This window comes from Saccharopolyspora sp. 6V, from assembly GCF_020176785.1.
GTDB classification, from domain to species: Bacteria; Actinomycetota; Actinomycetes; order Mycobacteriales; family Pseudonocardiaceae; genus Saccharopolyspora_C; species Saccharopolyspora_C gregorii.
Window position 1 is genome coordinate 22735 of the sequence record NZ_JAIUKB010000018.1, and the last position, 16001, is coordinate 38735.

Here is a 16001-nt window from a genome sequence, read left to right on the forward strand (position 1 = left end):
GGTGTGGAACGAGCCGCCCGCGATGACCACCACGACAGGCAGCCCAGGAGTTCAACCGTGTCCCAGCCCGTCATCGAGGCCCACCACCTCACCAAGACGTTCGGTACCGTCACCGCGCTCGACGACGTGTGTCTGTCGGTCGACCAAGGCACCGTTCTCGGCATGCTCGGCCACAACGGTGCGGGGAAGACCACGCTGGTCAACATCCTGAGCACCCTGCTCCCGCCGAGCAGCGGGACCGCACGGGTCGCCGGATACGACGTCACCCGGCACCGGGCGAAGGTCTGCGCCCGCATCGGATTGACCGGCCAGTTCGCCTCCGTCGACGAGCAGCTGTCGGGCGTGGACAACCTCGTGCTCATCGGCCGGCTGCTCGGTGCCCGCAAGGCCGAGGCCCGGCAACGCGCCGCCGAGCTCCTCGACGTCTTCGACCTGACCGGGGCCGCCACCCGCCTCGCGGGCACCTATTCCGGTGGGATGCGGCGACGGCTCGACCTCGCGGCGAGCCTGGTCGGCGATCCGGACGTCATCTTCCTCGACGAACCCACCACCGGCCTCGACCCGACCAGTCGGCTGGGGATGTGGGAGATCGTCGAGGCGTTGGTGGAACGGGGTACGACCGTGCTGCTGACCACCCAGTACCTCAACGAGGCCGATCGCCTCGCGGACTCGATCGCCGTGCTGTCCCAGGGCAGGGTCGTCGCGGCGGGCACGCCCGGCGAACTCAAGGCGGAAGTCGGCCAACGCAGCGTCACCACGACGCTGTCCGACCCTGCCGACGCCGACACCGCGTTGCGTGCGCTCACGTCGGTCGGACTTCCTTCGGACTACGACGCCGAACGGCACCAGATCACGACCTCCGTCACCGCTTCCCGTGAACTCGGGGCGGTCGTGCGGGCGCTGGACGAAGCCCGGGTCGAGGTCGCCGCGCTCGGGCTCGGGGAACCGACCCTCGACGACGTATACCTCGCGCACCACCAATCGACCGAACGGGCACAGCCAGTGGGAGTCCCTTCATGACCACGATCCCCGACACCCCCACGCGCCGGTGGCGCGGAGCCGCGATGCCCGCCCAGGTCTACCTGCTCAGCAGCAGATCGCTGCGCGCCCTGCTCGTCGACCCGCGCATGCTGCTGTTCAGCATGTTGCAGCCGCTGATCATGCTCGTCCTGTTCAGCCAGGTCTTCGGCAAAGCGATCACGGTGATCGACCCACCGGGCGGGAACTACATCAACTACCTGATGCCCGCCATCCTCATCACCACCAGCATCGGCGCCGGCCTCCAGTCCGGAATCGGCCTGATCTCGGACATGCACAACGGAGTCGTCGCCCGCCTGCGCGCGCTACCGATCCACCTCAGCTCGGTGCTGCTGGCGCGCAGCGTCGCCGATCTCGTCCGCAGCGCGCTGCAACTGATCGTCCTGCTGACGACGGCCGCCGCCCTCTTCGGCTTCTCCCCGCAGGGCGGTTTCTGGGGCGTGGTCGCGTCGCTGGTGCTGGCGCTGGTCGTGAGCTGGTCGCTGACCTGGGTCTTCCTGGCGATCGCCACCTGGGTGCGCAAGGCCGAGGTGATGCAGAGCATCGGTTTCCTGGCGATGTTCCCGCTGATGTTCGTCTCCAGCGCGTTCGTACCGCTGGAGGCACTGCCGAACTGGCTGCGAGTCCTCGCCGTCGTGAATCCGCTGACCTACGCGGTGGACGCCTCCCGCAACCTCGCCCTTGCGCTGCCGACCGGCAACGGCGTGTTCCTCGCCTTGGGCACCAGCGCAGTCCTGGGAGCGATCAGCGCCGTGTTCGCCGTGCGGGGATTCCGCAAGCCGCTATGAGGCTCCGCCGCTCGCACGCAGAACGCTGAGCTGCCGGATCGTCGGGTAGCGGTAGAGATCGCGCAGCGGGACGGCAGGCACGCCCCGCTCCCGCAGCGCGGTCGTGATCCGCACCGCGAACAGCGAGTTGCCGCCGAGTTCGAAGAAGTCGTCGTCCAAGGTGACCTCGACCCCGAGCACCTCGCTCCACACCACCCGTAGTGCGTCCGCCATCGTCGCCGATCCGCCGCTGTCGGGTGCGGTCCTCGCCGGCCGTGCCGGGTGGGGCGCGGGCAGCCTCTGCTGGTCGAGTTTTCCGTTCGCCGTCAACGGCATCGCGGGGATCGCGGAGACCGTCGCGGGGACCATGTGCTCCGGCAGGAGTCGTGCGGCGCGAGCCCGGATGTCCGAAGTGGACTTCTCGGTCACGACGTAGCCGTCCAGCCTGGCCGAGGCCGCGTCGTCCGGATCGGTCCGGTTGACGACCACGGCCGCCGCACTCACCGCCGGGTCCTCCAACAGGACCGAACGGATCTCGTCGAGTTCGATGCGGAATCCACGGATCTTCACCTGGTGGTCGAGGCGGCCCAGGTGTTCCAGCACGCCGTCCGGCCGCAGGCGCCCCCGGTCGCCGCTGCGGTAAACGCGCTGCCCGGTGTGCTGATCCAGGACGAACCGGTGCTCGGTGAGGTCGGGGCGGTTGAGGTACCGGGCGGCGACACCAGCACCGCCGACGTAGATCTCGCCCGGGACTCCGAGCGGCAACACCCGTCCTCCTTCATCGCGCACCGACACCGACCATCCCGGCAGCGGCCGTCCCACCGCGCGTGACTCCTCCAGCGCGATGCGCCGCGTCACGGTCTGCACCGTCACGTGCACGGTGGTCTCGGTGATGCCGAACATGTTCACCACGCGGCACCGGGACTCGGGGTGCCGGTCGAACCAGCCGACCAGCATCCGGGTGTCCAGCGGCTCACCACCGAAGACGACCAGGCGCGGCGCGACGCCGGCCGTGCCCTGGTCGACGGCAAGCGGTGCGAACGCCGACGGCGTCTGGCTGAGCACCGTGACCCGCTCCCGGCCGAGGAGTTCGAGAAAGCGCTCCGGGTCGCGGGAGACCCAGTACGGGACGACGACGAGACCGCCTCCCGTCGCCAGGCATCCCCAGATCTCCCAGACCGAGAAGTCGAACGCGCAGGAGTGGAACCACGTCCACACGTCCTGTCCGCCGAGTCCGAAGTCGACACTCGTCGCGTCGAGCAGCGCGCAGATGTTGCCGTGTGGCACGACCACGCCCTTGGGCCGGCCGGTCGAACCGGAGGTGTAGATCACGTAGGCCGGATCGGCGGGCTCCCCGTCCTCCGGGAGATGGTCGGCGGGGGGTGCCGCGGAGAGCGCTTCCGGCGAGACCGCCTTCCTGCCCGCACCGGTGGGGAACTCGCCGTGGCGGGTCACCACCAGCGCCAGCTCCGCGTCCTCGGCGATGAAGGCGAGGCGTTCGCGGGGATACGCGGGCTCCATCGGAACGTAGACGCCGCCCGCCTTGAGCACGGCCAGCAGCACCACGGGGATCTCCGCCGAGCGGTCCAGGCACACGCCCACCCGAGCGCCGCGCCGCACCCCGAGCGCCCGGAGCGCGCGGGCCCACCGGTCGGACTGATCGTCGAGTTCCTGGTAGGTGATCCGTCGCGGGCCCTCGGTGATCGCGATGGCTCCCGGTGTCTCCGCCGCCCTGGCCCTGACCCGGTCGTGCAGGAGCCGTGGTTCGGCGCGGTCGAGCGAGGGGCCGGTCCCCAACGCCAGCACCCGTGCCGACTCGGCGCCGAGGATCTCCGCTTCCCGCACCGCACTCGACGGGTGCGCGATGATCTGGTCGTGCACGCGCACGACGTGCCGGACCAACTGGTGCGCGATCTCCGGGGAGACCCAGCGCGGATCGTGGTCGCAGCGAAGCACTCCGCCGTCCGCGCGCCCCGCTGCGAACGAGAGCGTGACCGGGAACGTGGGGGCCAGGCACGGTTCGTACTCGACCGCCCCGTCGTGCTCCGGCTCGATCCGGTCCACGATGAAACCCACCGGCGCGACCTTCGTCGTCACCTGGGCTTCCGGTGCGTCAAGCCCGGATCGGATGCCGTCGAGCAGCGAGGTGACCTGGGTGGCCCCGGACAGCTCCGTCGACACCGCGACCAGACGGCACCCGCCACCCGCCTGCCGCGAAGCCACGACCGGCAGCGACGTCGCCTCCTGCCCGTACCGATCCAGCACGATCGACAGCGCGGCGATCCACGTCTCCGCGGACCCGGACTCCCGCACCGGAAGTTCGCACCGCCCGGGGCGGCTCTCGGCCCGCGTGCCGAGGCCCCAGTCGGCGGGCTCGAAGGACAGCTCCTCGTCCAGACCGGCGATGGGCGACGCGGGACACACCGGCGCGGACTCTCCGGCAAGCGAGCGAGCGGTGTCGCGCAGGTGGCCGGCCGTGTACCGCGCCCGATGGGCGACCAGCACCAGTTCGACCGCGTCCGAGCACTGGAGGAGGACGACCCGAAGCCCGTCGGCGCGGGAAACGCCCCGAGCCGTCTCACCGCGTCGGATCCGCTCAGCGATCGGATCGTCGGCGGAGCCTGCGATCCGCTGCACCCACAACTCGTGCGCCGGACGGCGCGCATCCTGTTGGCGGACCGCCGCCAGCCTCGCGGCGATCGTCGCGTGCTCCACCGAGGGGGCCAGGCGAACGGACAGGGCGTGGCAGCGTGCGGCGTCGGGCCGAGCCTCCGCTCCCCCGTCACCGGCTGCTGAGAAGTCGGTCATGGCGTCGCCTCTCCTGTGGTCCCCGGCTCCGCCGGGAGCGCTGTCTGCCACGTCATCGCGCGGTGAACCCGCCATCGACGGTCAGCACGGAACCGGTCACCTGACGCGCATCGTCGGAAGCCAGGAACACCGCCGCTCCCGCGACGTCCTCCGGCTCGATCAACTGGTTCATCGGCTGGGCCTGCACGAAGGTCTCCTCGTGCTCGTCCACGGGAACCTCCAGGCAGCGAGCGATCTCGGACAGCATCCGCCCCTCGGCCCACTTGTCGTCCCGCACCGAGCCGGGGCACACCGCGTTCACCCTGACCTTCTTCGGCGCGAAGTCCAGTGCCACGGCCTTGGTCAGGCCCACCAGACCGTGCTTGGCCGCGACGTAGCCCGCGAAATGGCGGTAGCCGACCAAACCCGCGGTGGAGGCGACGTTGACGATGCTCCCGTTCCTGCGGTCCAACATGGACGGAGCGACCGCACGGATCATCCGCCACGCGCCGGAAAGATCCACGTCGAGCATGAGATTCCACTCGTCCTCGCTGATGTCGTGCGCGGCACGGCCTGAGGGTGCGGCGATCCCGGCGTTGTTGACGAGCAGGTCCACCGCCCCGAACCGCCCGAGAGCGGTGTCCACGAGCGCAGCCACCTCGCCAGCCCTGCGAACGTCGAGCTCGGAGGTCATCGTGGCCACGCCGTGTTCCGCGCACAGCTCGGCCGTGTGGGCCAGCTGGCTTGCCGAGCCCAGCGGGTAGGGAACGCCGTCCAGGTCCTGCCCGATGTCGGTCAGGACCACGCTCGCCCCCTCACGGGCGAACGCGACCGCGCAGGCCCGTCCGAGCCCACGCGCCGCTCCGGTGATGACCGCGGTCTTTCCCATCAAGCGCAACGGAGTTCCTTCCGGGCGATCGTGCTCAGGTCGCCGACGTGCCGATGGTCCAGGAGCTGCCGTCCGCCTCGGACAGCGCTGCGGTGATGAGTTCCGCGACCGCGCCCACCGAGTCGGTGAGGTACATGTGCCCGCCGGGGAGCTCGACCAGGTCGAAGGTCCCGGTGGTGGCCTTGGACCACTGCCCCGCGTGTTCGGTGTCCACGAGTTCGTCGTCGCGTCCCCGCAGCGAGGTGATCGGCACCGGCAGCGGCTCGGTTCGACTCGGCCGGTAGTTCTCGTGCATCTCGACGTCCGCACGCAGCGCGGGCAGGATCAACTCCCGCATCTCGGGGAATCGCAAGGCCGGATGGTCGTAACCGGCGAATTCCCTCACCTGGTCCAGGAACTCCGCGTCCGCGAGCCCGGTCGCCCGCTGCCGCCGGGTGCTCCACGGACCCGGCGATCCGCTGACGACCAGGCGTCGAAGGTCGATGCCCGGAACGTCGGCCAGCCGGTGTGCCAGCTCGTAGGCCAGGACTGCTCCGAGACTGTGCCCGAACAGGACGACCTCGCCCGTACCTACCCGCTCGATCACCGCGTCCCGAAGGAAATCGGCCGCCACCGAGGCATCCCGGAACGGTTCGGCGCCGATCTCCCGCTCTCTGCCTGGAAGCGGGAGCGGTACCAGGTCGAACGCGGGCTCCACGTGCTCCGCCCACGGCCGGAAGTACGACGCGCCCGCTCCCGCGAACGGCACGCACACCAACGAAGGTCGCGACATGTCCCTCACCCCTCCACTAGGTCGACTGCACGGTTCAGATCAGTTCTCGCCGGGATACCGCGGGCGAGCCCCATCGCCTCCCGCTGCCGCTGGCGGTCACGTCGCGGGGTTCGGTGCCACCCTCGAATCCCGTGCGCTCGACCACCACGACCGCGCCGTGTGCCCGGGGTGCGACGCGCACCTCCGCCGGCCCCCGACCACCGCCGTGGATCCGGCGTCCCCGCCCGTCCCGCACGGTCACCGGGCCGTTGATCCCGTGCCGCAACGTCCAGGCCCGGTCGGTTCCGCTGTGCACGCGCACCCACTCGGTTCGGCCGCCGCTCCGCCCGGCGTCGACACGGATGCCTTGCCGCACTTCCAGGCCGGACACCGAGACGTCGGCCCACCCCGCGGGCACCGCGGGGAAGAGGTCCACGACGTCGCCACGCCACCGAGTCATCATGTCGCGCAGGATGCGGCTGACCGCGTAGCCCACGTCCGGCGGTGCCGCGCCTCCCGCGCGGTAGAGGGTGTTCGGCAGGAACTCCGAGTCCCCGACGCGTTCCGCGAGAACGTGCTCCAGCTCGGCGCGCGCCACGTCGCCGTCGTTCAGCGCGCTCGACATCGCGGCCGCCGCCAGGTGGGAATGTCCCTGCCAGTCACCCCGCAGCGCCGACCAGCACTCGAACCCCCGCTTCCAGACGGCGCGATCGTGCGAGTCCGCGAGGTCGTCCAGCTGGTGCAGCGCGACGAGGTGTGACGGGTGCCGATGCGACTCGCCGAGGGCCACGCCCGCGCCGACCATCGGAGCTCCACCGACGTCCCGATGAGCCCGGACCAACCGCTCGCCGATGTCGTTCCACCGGTCGCCACGAGGGTCCCGCACCCCCAGCAACGTGCTGGACCGCACCAAGGCCCGCGCTGCCCAGCGGAGCAGTTCGAGATCGTAGGTGCTGTCGTGCACGTCGGCGTAGGTCGGCGAGTGCGTCAGCGGAAGGTGGAGCCGCCCTCCGGCGTCTTCGACGAGGAACTGGCCGTAGAAGCCGACCGCACGCCGCAGCGCCGGTCGCACCGTCTCCCTCAGCAGCTCGTCGTCGCCGCTGTGGACGCAGTGCCGCCACAGCGCGGGCAAACCCGCCGCAGCGATCATGTTCCCGGTGAATCCTTCCTTGGACCCGGTGCCGGGAATCGCCGCCCGTGCGTGCGTCGGGGTCGAGGGAGCCGCCCAGGCGCCGTGCCCGTACCCGTCGAGCATCGCCGTCGCGTGCTCACCGCCAGGACGTGTCGCGGCGGCCCGGTACAGCTGCGCCCAGTGGAACCGCTGCACGGTCTTGTCCGGAATCGACAGGAAACTGCGGCGGTAGAAGCTGTTCCACCACGCCCGGTGCGACTCGACGAGCTCCGGACCGTCCACGTCCCGCGGGGGGCCGGCGTCGAGCGAGGCCGTCACGATCCGCCGACTGCCCTGGCGGCGCTCGCACCAGGACACCTGTGCGTCCTCGTCCGGAACCCACGCCGCGCGGCTCTCGCCTTCCGACGGGGTGAGCGAGATCATCAACACGTTCTCGGAACGCGGCACGAGCGCGGCGAAGCGCACGGAGCCACGCGTGGTCGTCAGCGTCCCGGTGAGTTCCGCGTTCCACAGATCCAGTTCCCACCGCGCTTCCGTCGGGGTCCCGGCCAGCACCAGCGCGAGTCGGGCGTCCGGTGCCTCCCAGGGTGTGCTCGCGCCGCCGAGCGCCACGGTCAGTCCCCTGCCGTCCGCGCTCCGGTGAACCTGTCCCCACAGAACACCGTTGCCCAGCAACGGCGCACTCCGCCAGTCCCGAGGAACCGAGTTCCAGTGCAGGTGCGCGTCCCTGACGATCGCCTCGTGCGGCTCGGTCGATGCCGCGAAGACGGGTGCGGCCGCCCAGCTGCCTCCGACGGCGACAGCACTGACCGCCGTCGAACCGCACAGGAAGGTGCGGCGTCGCAACGTGGTCAACACGAACCTCCCGCAGGCGACGTCGAGTCCTTCGTGGACGACGCGCGGGAGGTGACCGCGGAGGAGCGGGCGAACTCCGACAGCAGGTCCGCGGCCATGCCCGCACCACCCGCTTGACGAACACGTCGCGCGTGCGACGCCAGCGCCGCCGCGACGGACTCGTCGTCGCGCACCGCTTCCACCGCGGCGCGGAACTGCGCAGGGGAGGCGTTCGCGTCCACTTCCACGCCGACCCCGATGTCCCGCAGTCGGCGCGCGGTCGTGAGTTGATCGCCCGCGCGTGGTACGAGGACCATCGGGATGCCCAGCGCCAAACCCTCCATCGCCGAATTCATCCCCGCATGCGTCACGAACACATCACTGTGCGCCAACACCTCGGACTGCGGAACATACCGACGCGCGACCACGTTCTCCGGCAACACACCCAACTCGGCCGGATCCGTATGCGACGTCGCCATCACCACGCACCACCCAGAACCCGCGAAACCCTCCGCCACCCGCCGGAAGTACTCCGCACCACGGGTGAACAACGTCCCGGTCGAGACGTACGCGGTCGGGCCGCTGCGGATCCGGTCCCACGGCAGATCCCCACCCTCATACCCCACCGACGAACCCCGCTGAAGCGGCCCCACGAAACGAAAACGCCCATCGAACGACCACCGCATCGGCTGCAACTCCGCGACCACGTTCACCAGCACCAGCGGTGCTCGTGCACCCGGCATCCGCAATGCCGGGTGGACGCGGGTGAGCCCGGTGCGACGCGCGCAGGATTCGGCGATCGGCCCCGTGCGCGCCCGCAACTCGTCCAGGACGACCTCGTCGTTGAGCGCATAGGTGACGCTCAGCGCGACCCAGGGCGTGCCTTCGGCACGGGCTGCCGTTGCTCCCCAGCCCGCCACGTAATCGGTGACCACCACATCGGGATTCCACGACGTCCAGCACCCGCGGATCCGACGGACCACCCTCTTCCGGCTCCGCCGACGCGACAGAGCTGCGACCACTCGGCGGGGCAGCACGGTGCGGCGTGGCTTCCGTTCGGGTACGTGGGCGTTGCCGACCGTCGCGGCGAACTCGGTGACCTCGCAACCGACGTCGCGGAACTCGGCCGCGAACTCGGGGGTCACGGCGACCGCGACGTGGTCGCCGCGCCGCACCAGCTCGGCGGCCAGCGCCGACATCGGCCTCACGTGGCCATGCTGCGGGTACGGGAACACGAGGTAGCGGGTCATCGGTTCGCCGTGAGTTTCTGCAGGGCATCCACCGCGGCGCCGGCTCCGCCCGCGCCCCGCACGCTGGCGGACAGCTCGTCGAGGGTTGCTCGCATCCGTTCGTCGCCATGCACTCGGTCCGCCGCCTCGCGGAACTCCGATGCCGCCGCCGTGGCCGCCACGATCTCCCCTGCTCCGAGGGAGGCGATCTGCCGCGCGATGCCGCGCTGATCGTAGGCGCGTGGTACGAGGACCATCGGGATGCCCAGCGCCAAACCCTCCATCGCCGAATTCATCCCCGCATGCGTCACGAACACATCACTGTGCGCCAACACCTCGGACTGCGGAACATACCGACGCGCGACCACGTTCTCCGGCAACACACCCAACTCGGCCGGATCCGTATGCGACGTCGCCATCACCACGCACCACCCAGAACCCGCGAAACCCTCCGCCACCCGCCGGAAGTACTCCGCACCACGGGTGAACAACGTCCCGGTCGAGACGTACGCGGTCGGGCCGCTGCGGATCCGGTCCCACGGCAGATCCCCACCCTCATACCCCACCGACGAACCCCGCTGAAGCGGCCCCACGAAACGAAAACGCCCATCGAACGACCACCGCATCGGCTGCAACTCCGCGACCACGTTCACCAGCGCCATGGCCGCGTGCGCGGTGACGCGACGGCGGAGTCCGGGCTGGATGCGGGCGATACCGGACCACCTGGCGAGGGTCTTCATCCGGGGGCCGAACTTGCGGTCCACATCGGACAGGAGGATTTCCTCGCTCAGGGCGTAGGTCACGTAGAAGGACACGAACGGGACGTCGTTGGCCTCGGCCGCCTTGATCCCCCAGATCGCCATGATGTCGGTGACCACGGCGTCCGGATTCAAGTCCTCGACCACGCGGCCGAGGACTTCGGTGAGCCGGAACCGCTCCGCGACGATGTCCCACGCCCTGCGCAACCCGCCGAGTTTGTAGCGCAGGTCCTGCTGTTCGGGGATGCGTTCACGAGCCCGGATGTCCAGCTCCACGATCGCACAGCCGGCCGCGGCGAAAGGTTCGGCGAAGCCGGCGCTCACCGCGACGGTGACCGGCTCGCCCCGACGCACGAGTTCCTCCGCCACGGCGACCATCGGGTTGACGTGGCCGTGCAGCGGGAACGGGACGAGCAGGTAACCGCTCATGCCGCGTCCAGGTAGTGCCGGTACGAGTCGAGGGTGCCGCCCCACTCGGCGGCCAGCGCCGGGTCGGCCACGGCCACCAGGTCCAGACAGGTCCGCACCGTCGCCGCCACGTCGGTCGGCGTTCCCGGCACCGGTGCCGCGACGAGGTCGTGCAGCGCGGTGCGGCACGCCCGTCCCAACGGGGTGACCGCGAGTTCGCCGTCGAGATCCGCCCACCGCCTGCGGGACTCGGGCAGGCCGAGCACCGCGGCGACCAGTTGGGCCAGCGTCTCCCGCACCTCGACCACACGTCCGTAGCCACGCAGGTAGCCGCTGACGCCGAGCTCGTCGCGGAGGGTGTGCAGGCGCACGAGCAACTCGCAGAGCAGACCTGCCGCCGTCGGCGGTCGATCCGTGAGCGCCTCGGCCGTCACCCCGGATGCGGAGTCGACCCCCGCCGTGACTTGATCCGCCACGTACAGCGGGCAGCTCGGCTCCCGCGATTCGACCGCCTCGGCCAGTCCGCCGCCGACGAGGCGCACCCGCAATCGGTGCAGCCGCCCGGCGTGCGGGGCCAGGTAGAGCGAATCGACGCTGGTGGTCGCACCGTCCGCGTTCTCCCGCCAACCCGGCAACAGCGTCCCGACCCCGTGCGTCATCAGGTCGTCGAGCACGAGGGCGAAGAGGGCGAGGCAGTCGTCGTCCACCACCACGACGAGCTCGATCTCGCCCGCCCCGTGCAGGTCGGCTACCCGCCCACCGGTGAGCGCGATGCGGCGGACGCGAGGACTGCTCGACAACGCGTCCACCACCACTTCCAGCAGTGGTCGGATCGTCGGCGGGCTGGACTCCGCGAGGTCGCTGATCAACGAGGTGCTCACGCCTACTCCTAGCGAGGATCTGACGGGGAATGATCGGTTGCCGTGGTGGGAAGATCAGGCGAGGCCGAGCATGACCTTCTTCGTGTCCTGCCAGGCCGCGACCTGGGACTCGTCGCCGAACCGCCGGTGGGCTTCGAGGATCAGGTCGTACACGGTGCCTTCCGGCATGGCGTAGCTGTAGAACAGGCGCAGCAGGGATTGCTCGGCCACCCGCCCGTAGCCCAAGGTGAGCAGTTGCACCGCGCGGTCCAGGTGTCCTTCCAGCACGTCGTCTTCCGGCTCCGGCAACACCTGGACGTCCTGCTGCGTGAGGTGGATGTTCTCGGTGAAACGGCGGAACGCGTCGTCGGCGTAGCAATCCATGATCAAGTGGACCCGGTCCGGCCCGGTCAGGTTGCACGCACCGTGCGCATGGGTCGGGACGAGTCGCCAGATGCCGCCGTAGCCGAGATGCACCTTCGCCCCGCCGGTCACGAGTGCCGACGAACGGTTGGTGCGCAGCGGGATGTGCAGCCGATGCCGCTCTACATCGGACAGCTCCTCGTAGTCTCGGTGTTCCCAGAGGAACGAGTTGGACGACAGCCGCGCGATCCGCACCCACATGTAGCTGAGCCCGAAGGACCGCAGCAGCTCCCGAGTGGCGGGCATCCGCTTCAACAGCGTGGTTTCCTGCGGCTCGCAGTCACGGATGGTGAGATCGTTCGGATCACCGCTCTCGTTGTACAACGACAGCGTCAGCCACCCACCGCTCTGGTACTCGCCGTATTCCAGTCCCCACTCGTCGGGCACGCTCACCCCTTCACGGCTGGCGCGCTGGAGCAATGACGGGTCGAGGTCACCGATCCTGCCGACCTGTCTGGTCAATGCGGCTACGTCCATCATCGAAAAACGTCTTCCCTCCACGCGGCGTCGGGCAACGCGCCCATCAAGGCGGTGAGTCGGCTCACCGCGAGGAAGGCGGAATTCGCCCCCCAGCGTCCCTAAAACCCCTGGCGCAGCAGGATTTTGACGCCTGCACGACCTCACTGGATCGCACGTTAGCACTGTCCGCGACCGCAGTCGCCGCCATTAAGTCCGGGCGAAATTCCCCTTGTCCGGCGGAATCAACAGGCCGACCGAAAGAACTCCACAATAGACTTGTTCACTGTTTCGGGAACCTCCAGATAACCGTAGTGACCCGCGTCCGCCACGCATTCGTAGGTCGCTCCAGGAATGATCTCGGCGAGTTCTCTGCCGTGCCGCGCGGGCGTCAAGAGGTCGTCGGAGAACGACACGACGTGGCATCGGACCTCGATCGCGCGGTATGCCTCCAACCGGTCCGGCATCGGTTCCAGGGCCAGCTGAGCCAACTCGCCGGGACCCGGCGGTGGCGCCAGTTCCAGCAGGTCGAGCCAGTCCGCGGCGTCCTGGTCCCGGGCCAGGGTCGCCGGTGACAGGACTTGCATCGCTTGCGTCACGGCCGAGTAGGACGACGGAATGACCGCGCCCGAACGGTGCAGCTCACGAGTCGCGGTCGACAACGCAGCCCGAAACCTGTCGGTACGCCCTCTGGTCGCCATCAGAACCGCCTGCCGGACCAGGTCCGGTCGCGCGAGCACGAGTTCCTGTGCGATGTAGGAACCCATTGACGTGCCGACCACGCGCACCGATTCCAGGCCCAGGTGCTCGATGAGTCCGACGACGTCACCCACCATGTCCCGCACCGTGAAACCGTCCGCGCACAGGTCGCTGGGGGCGATGCCCCGGTTGTCGAACGTCACGACGCGGTAGCCCGCGGCGCGCAGGGCGGGCACCTGGTGCAAGTGCCAGGCGCGGCCCCGTCCGCCGCTTCCCATGATGAGCAGCACCGGTTCGCCCACGCCGAACTCGTCGTAATGCAGGCGCACGCCGTTCACCGACGCGAAAGGCATCCGCTCTCCTCACTCGTCACCCGGCAGCCCGGGTCATCTCCGCTACCGGCCGAGGAGCTCGACCCGCAGTTCCGGGGAGTTGGCGATCTCCTGCTCGCTGAACCGGTCGGTCACCCACTGGCCGGCGGAGTACAACTCGGTCTGGTCCGCGTAGTGGGGCGAGGTCGGATCGGTCGACTGCGAGTAGGTCATCAGAGTCGAGGCCTTCGGGCTCCCGGCACTCCCGAACTCCACCACCTGGACGAAGCTCGATCCGTGGGCGACCTCGGTGTTGCCCTGCCCGGGATCCCACTCGGGTGTGATGACGTTGAGGACGCCCAACTCCCCCGGTCCGCCGTGGATCCCGATCTCCGCACCGTTGCGGGTCACCTGCTGGTGGTCACCGAGCGGAGCGTCCAACGGGATACCGGCGTTCCGGAGTTCGACCGCCGCGTCGCCGAACGCACGGTGCACGGCGGGATCGCCGGTCTTGAGCGTGTTCGGGGTGTGCACCGGATCGGCGGGGTCGAACCCGACCTGCCACGGCCCGCCCTCGACCGACCCCAGGGCACGGACGAAGCGTTCGAACAGCAGCGAACCCCGGCTGTCGAGCCGGTACGTGTGGTCCCACTTCGCCACCGCATCGCAGGCGGCCGATACGTCGACCGACCCTGAGCTGGATGGTGCTCGGCCACCCGGGAACGACTCGCACATGTCGGCGGTATCCGCTGCCGCCAGCACCGCCACCCTGCTGCGGTCGGCGAACAGCATGTCCTTCATCGTCTCGTGCGAGAATCCCTCGCCCGGCAACCCGTCTTCGCCCGCAAGGCGTTCCCGCACCGACTCGATCGCCTCCCTGGTCCGAGCCGAGCGCTCGGTCCCGACATCACCGATGGTGCGCGGGTAGTCCACCAGCGGCTGCTCCAGGTTCGTCAGCCACGGGCTGTCGTTGGCATTGAGCACGTAGTCACGACGCACCATCTCGGGAAGCGCGCCGGGACCGAAGATGCCGGGTTGCACGGCATCCTCGTCGCTGCCCCAGGCGCAGTCACCCCGTCCTCCGTCGAGAACCGAGATACCGCTCAGCGCGAAGATCTGCGCGCCCAGCGGAGTGCTGCACTTCTCCGCGAGTTCGTCGGTGACGTGCGGAGCCACCTGGACGTCGGAGTAGAGCACGTCTCCCCTCCGGTCGGCGGCGATCGTGTTCAACCACGGCAGGCTCTGGTTGTCGGCAAGGGCTCTCGACATGTCCGCCGTGCTCTCCGCCGTACCGAAGTCGAGCCACGTGTTGAGCGTGCGGAGGTTGGTGACGTTGGGGTCGCGCACCGCGTGCGCGGTCGTCTCCCACGGCAGCGGGGAACCGCCCGCACCCGCGATCACCGGGCCGTAACGGGTCGACCACAGCGTCCGCTCGACGGTGTCGGTGCCACCGTCGGTGTTGCGCACCTCGACCCGGACGGTGCGGCCGGTCATCTCCTCCCGCTTTCCGTCCACCTGGTACGCGGTGGGTTCGCCCGGAACCAGCGGAACCTCGTAGAGCCCCATCGTCGCCGCCGTGGAGACCGTGTGACTCCACGCGATCTCGTCGTTGTGTCCGATGAGGACACTGGGAATCCCGAGCAGGGAGGCGCCGGATACGTTGAGTTCACCGGGAATGGTGAGGTGCGCCTGCCAGAAGCGGTTCGGTCCGTGCCAGGGGTAGTGCGGATTGCCCAGCAGCACGCTCTGCCCGGACCGGGTGGCGTCCTTGCCTGCCGCGATCGCGTTGCTCGCTTTGGGCCGCACTCCGTCTCCAGCACCGAGCCCCTTGAGCACGGCACCTACGTCGTGCGGCACGTCCGCCGACCGCCCCCGCGTCCCCGGAGGTTGCGCGTTGACGATGTCTCCCGCCAGCCTGCCCAGCCCGGACGAGGTGCTCACGTCGTAGACGTGCCGGTACACGTCGAGTTCGGAGATCGGGCGCACCCAGGCCGCACCCGCGCACGCGGGGTCGGTGATGCCGTCGGCACCCGTCTCCTCCAGGTACCGGTTGAACCCGCCGACGTATCCGCGCACCATCTCCACGATTTCGGGTTTCGGGCCGAGCGGCGGTTGCTGACCGGACACCTTCTCCACGACCCCGCTGTCGTTCACTCCCTGGTAGTAGAGGTCGCTGTCGAGGCTGTTGTCGACGCTGGCGAGACCCTCGTTCGGCGGCGCGTCCGGGCCGAGGTGCCGGGAGCGCTCGGCCCGGAGGGTCATGTACACGTCGGACAGGGCGCAGAGGTTGTCCTTCGCCGACGCGTAGCCGTAGCCGTAGCCGAGTCCGGTGTAGTCCTCGGCGAGGATGTGCGGAATCCCGTGCTCGGTGTAGCGCACGACGGCCTCGGCACCGGCGGGCACGACTGCGGCCGAGGCCGACATGCCACCCGACCCCACCGTCATGAGCAAGACCGTTGCGGAGGCCGCGAGTGCGCGCGCACCGCGACGGAGGCGGGTGCGGGTCATGTCAGGAGCCTTTCGATCGTACGTGGGTGGATCGTTGGGGGGGGGGGGGGGGGGGGACCCACCCCCCCCCCCAAAAAAACACACGGAACCACAAAATACAGAAAGAAGAAGTGTAGGTTGTAGAAAAAAAAGAGGGTAGAAAAAAAATCAA

General features: G+C 69.6%; 12 protein-coding genes. 2 read left to right on the forward strand and 10 right to left on the reverse strand.

The annotated features are described in order from the left end of the window. Positions 1 to 57: 57 nt before the first annotated feature. Complete coding sequence (locus tag LCD35_RS04235) at positions 58 to 1020, forward strand: ATP-binding cassette domain-containing protein (protein WP_224955868.1); 963 nt, start codon at positions 58 to 60, stop codon at positions 1018 to 1020. Further along, the gene (locus LCD35_RS04240) at positions 1017 to 1826 is read left to right on the forward strand and encodes an ABC transporter permease (protein WP_224955867.1); all 810 of its coding nucleotides are present in this window, start codon (positions 1017 to 1019) and stop codon (positions 1824 to 1826) included. The genes LCD35_RS04235 and LCD35_RS04240 overlap by 4 nt, the downstream gene beginning before the upstream one ends. On the opposite strand, the gene LCD35_RS04245 is transcribed toward LCD35_RS04240, so the two are convergent. From LCD35_RS04245 to LCD35_RS04290, 10 genes are all read right to left on the reverse strand, one after another. Beyond that, positions 1821 to 4613, reverse strand: coding sequence for a non-ribosomal peptide synthetase (locus LCD35_RS04245; RefSeq protein WP_224955866.1), 2793 nt, complete (start codon positions 4611 to 4613; stop codon positions 1821 to 1823). The genes LCD35_RS04240 and LCD35_RS04245 overlap by 6 nt on opposite strands. 52 nt (positions 4614 to 4665) lie before the next feature. After that, positions 4666 to 5481, reverse strand: a complete 816-nt coding sequence (locus tag LCD35_RS04250; RefSeq protein WP_224955865.1) for an SDR family oxidoreductase — start codon at positions 5479 to 5481, stop codon at positions 4666 to 4668. A gap of 34 nt (positions 5482 to 5515) precedes the next feature. After that, positions 5516 to 6253 (reverse strand): thioesterase II family protein, encoded by a 738-nt coding sequence (locus LCD35_RS04255; protein ID WP_224955864.1) that lies wholly within the window; start codon positions 6251 to 6253, stop codon positions 5516 to 5518. Between the two features lie 34 nt (positions 6254 to 6287). Continuing rightward, entirely contained in the window at positions 6288 to 8219 is a 1932-nt protein-coding gene (locus LCD35_RS04260; protein ID WP_224955863.1) for a hypothetical protein, read from the reverse strand. Further along, positions 8216 to 9397 carry a nucleotide disphospho-sugar-binding domain-containing protein gene (locus LCD35_RS04265; protein ID WP_374108030.1) on the reverse strand — a complete coding sequence of 394 codons (1182 nt, stop codon included), beginning with the start codon at positions 9395 to 9397 and terminating at the stop codon, positions 8216 to 8218. The genes LCD35_RS04260 and LCD35_RS04265 overlap by 4 nt, the downstream gene beginning before the upstream one ends. A 47-nt stretch (positions 9398 to 9444) precedes the next feature. Then, entirely contained in the window at positions 9445 to 10614 is a 1170-nt protein-coding gene (locus tag LCD35_RS04270; protein WP_224965936.1) for a nucleotide disphospho-sugar-binding domain-containing protein, read from the reverse strand. Then, positions 10611 to 11474, reverse strand: coding sequence for a hypothetical protein (locus LCD35_RS04275; protein ID WP_224955860.1), 864 nt, complete (start codon positions 11472 to 11474; stop codon positions 10611 to 10613). The genes LCD35_RS04270 and LCD35_RS04275 overlap by 4 nt, the downstream gene beginning before the upstream one ends. Before the next feature lie 54 nt (positions 11475 to 11528). Continuing rightward, entirely contained in the window at positions 11529 to 12263 is a 735-nt protein-coding gene (locus LCD35_RS04280; RefSeq protein WP_224955859.1) for an aspartyl/asparaginyl beta-hydroxylase domain-containing protein, read from the reverse strand. 314 nt (positions 12264 to 12577) lie between these two features. Next, positions 12578 to 13384 (reverse strand): alpha/beta fold hydrolase, encoded by an 807-nt coding sequence (locus LCD35_RS04285; protein ID WP_224965935.1) that lies wholly within the window; start codon positions 13382 to 13384, stop codon positions 12578 to 12580. A gap of 42 nt (positions 13385 to 13426) precedes the next feature. Continuing rightward, complete coding sequence (locus LCD35_RS04290) at positions 13427 to 15787, reverse strand: penicillin acylase family protein (RefSeq protein ID WP_224965934.1); 2361 nt, start codon at positions 15785 to 15787, stop codon at positions 13427 to 13429. Between the last annotated feature and the right edge of the window lie 214 nt (positions 15788 to 16001).

Excerpts from the sequence above, each read along its gene's own strand:
- LCD35_RS04240 (WP_224955867.1), top strand. The coding sequence starts at position 1,017 with ATGACCACGATCCCCGACACCCCCACGCGCCGGTGGCGCGGAGCCGCG.
- LCD35_RS04245 (WP_224955866.1), bottom strand. The coding sequence starts at position 4,613 with ATGACCGACTTCTCAGCAGCCGGTGACGGGGGAGCGGAGGCTCGGCCC.
- LCD35_RS04250 (WP_224955865.1), bottom strand. The coding sequence starts at position 5,481 with ATGGGAAAGACCGCGGTCATCACCGGAGCGGCGCGTGGGCTCGGACGG.
- LCD35_RS04255 (WP_224955864.1), bottom strand. The coding sequence starts at position 6,253 with ATGTCGCGACCTTCGTTGGTGTGCGTGCCGTTCGCGGGAGCGGGCGCG.
- LCD35_RS04265 (WP_374108030.1), bottom strand. The coding sequence starts at position 9,397 with ATGTCGGCGCTGGCCGCCGAGCTGGTGCGGCGCGGCGACCACGTCGCG.
- LCD35_RS04270 (WP_224965936.1), bottom strand. The coding sequence starts at position 10,614 with ATGAGCGGTTACCTGCTCGTCCCGTTCCCGCTGCACGGCCACGTCAAC.
- LCD35_RS04285 (WP_224965935.1), bottom strand. The coding sequence starts at position 13,384 with ATGCCTTTCGCGTCGGTGAACGGCGTGCGCCTGCATTACGACGAGTTC.
- LCD35_RS04290 (WP_224965934.1), bottom strand. The coding sequence starts at position 15,787 with ATGACGGTGGGGTCGGGTGGCATGTCGGCCTCGGCCGCAGTCGTGCCC.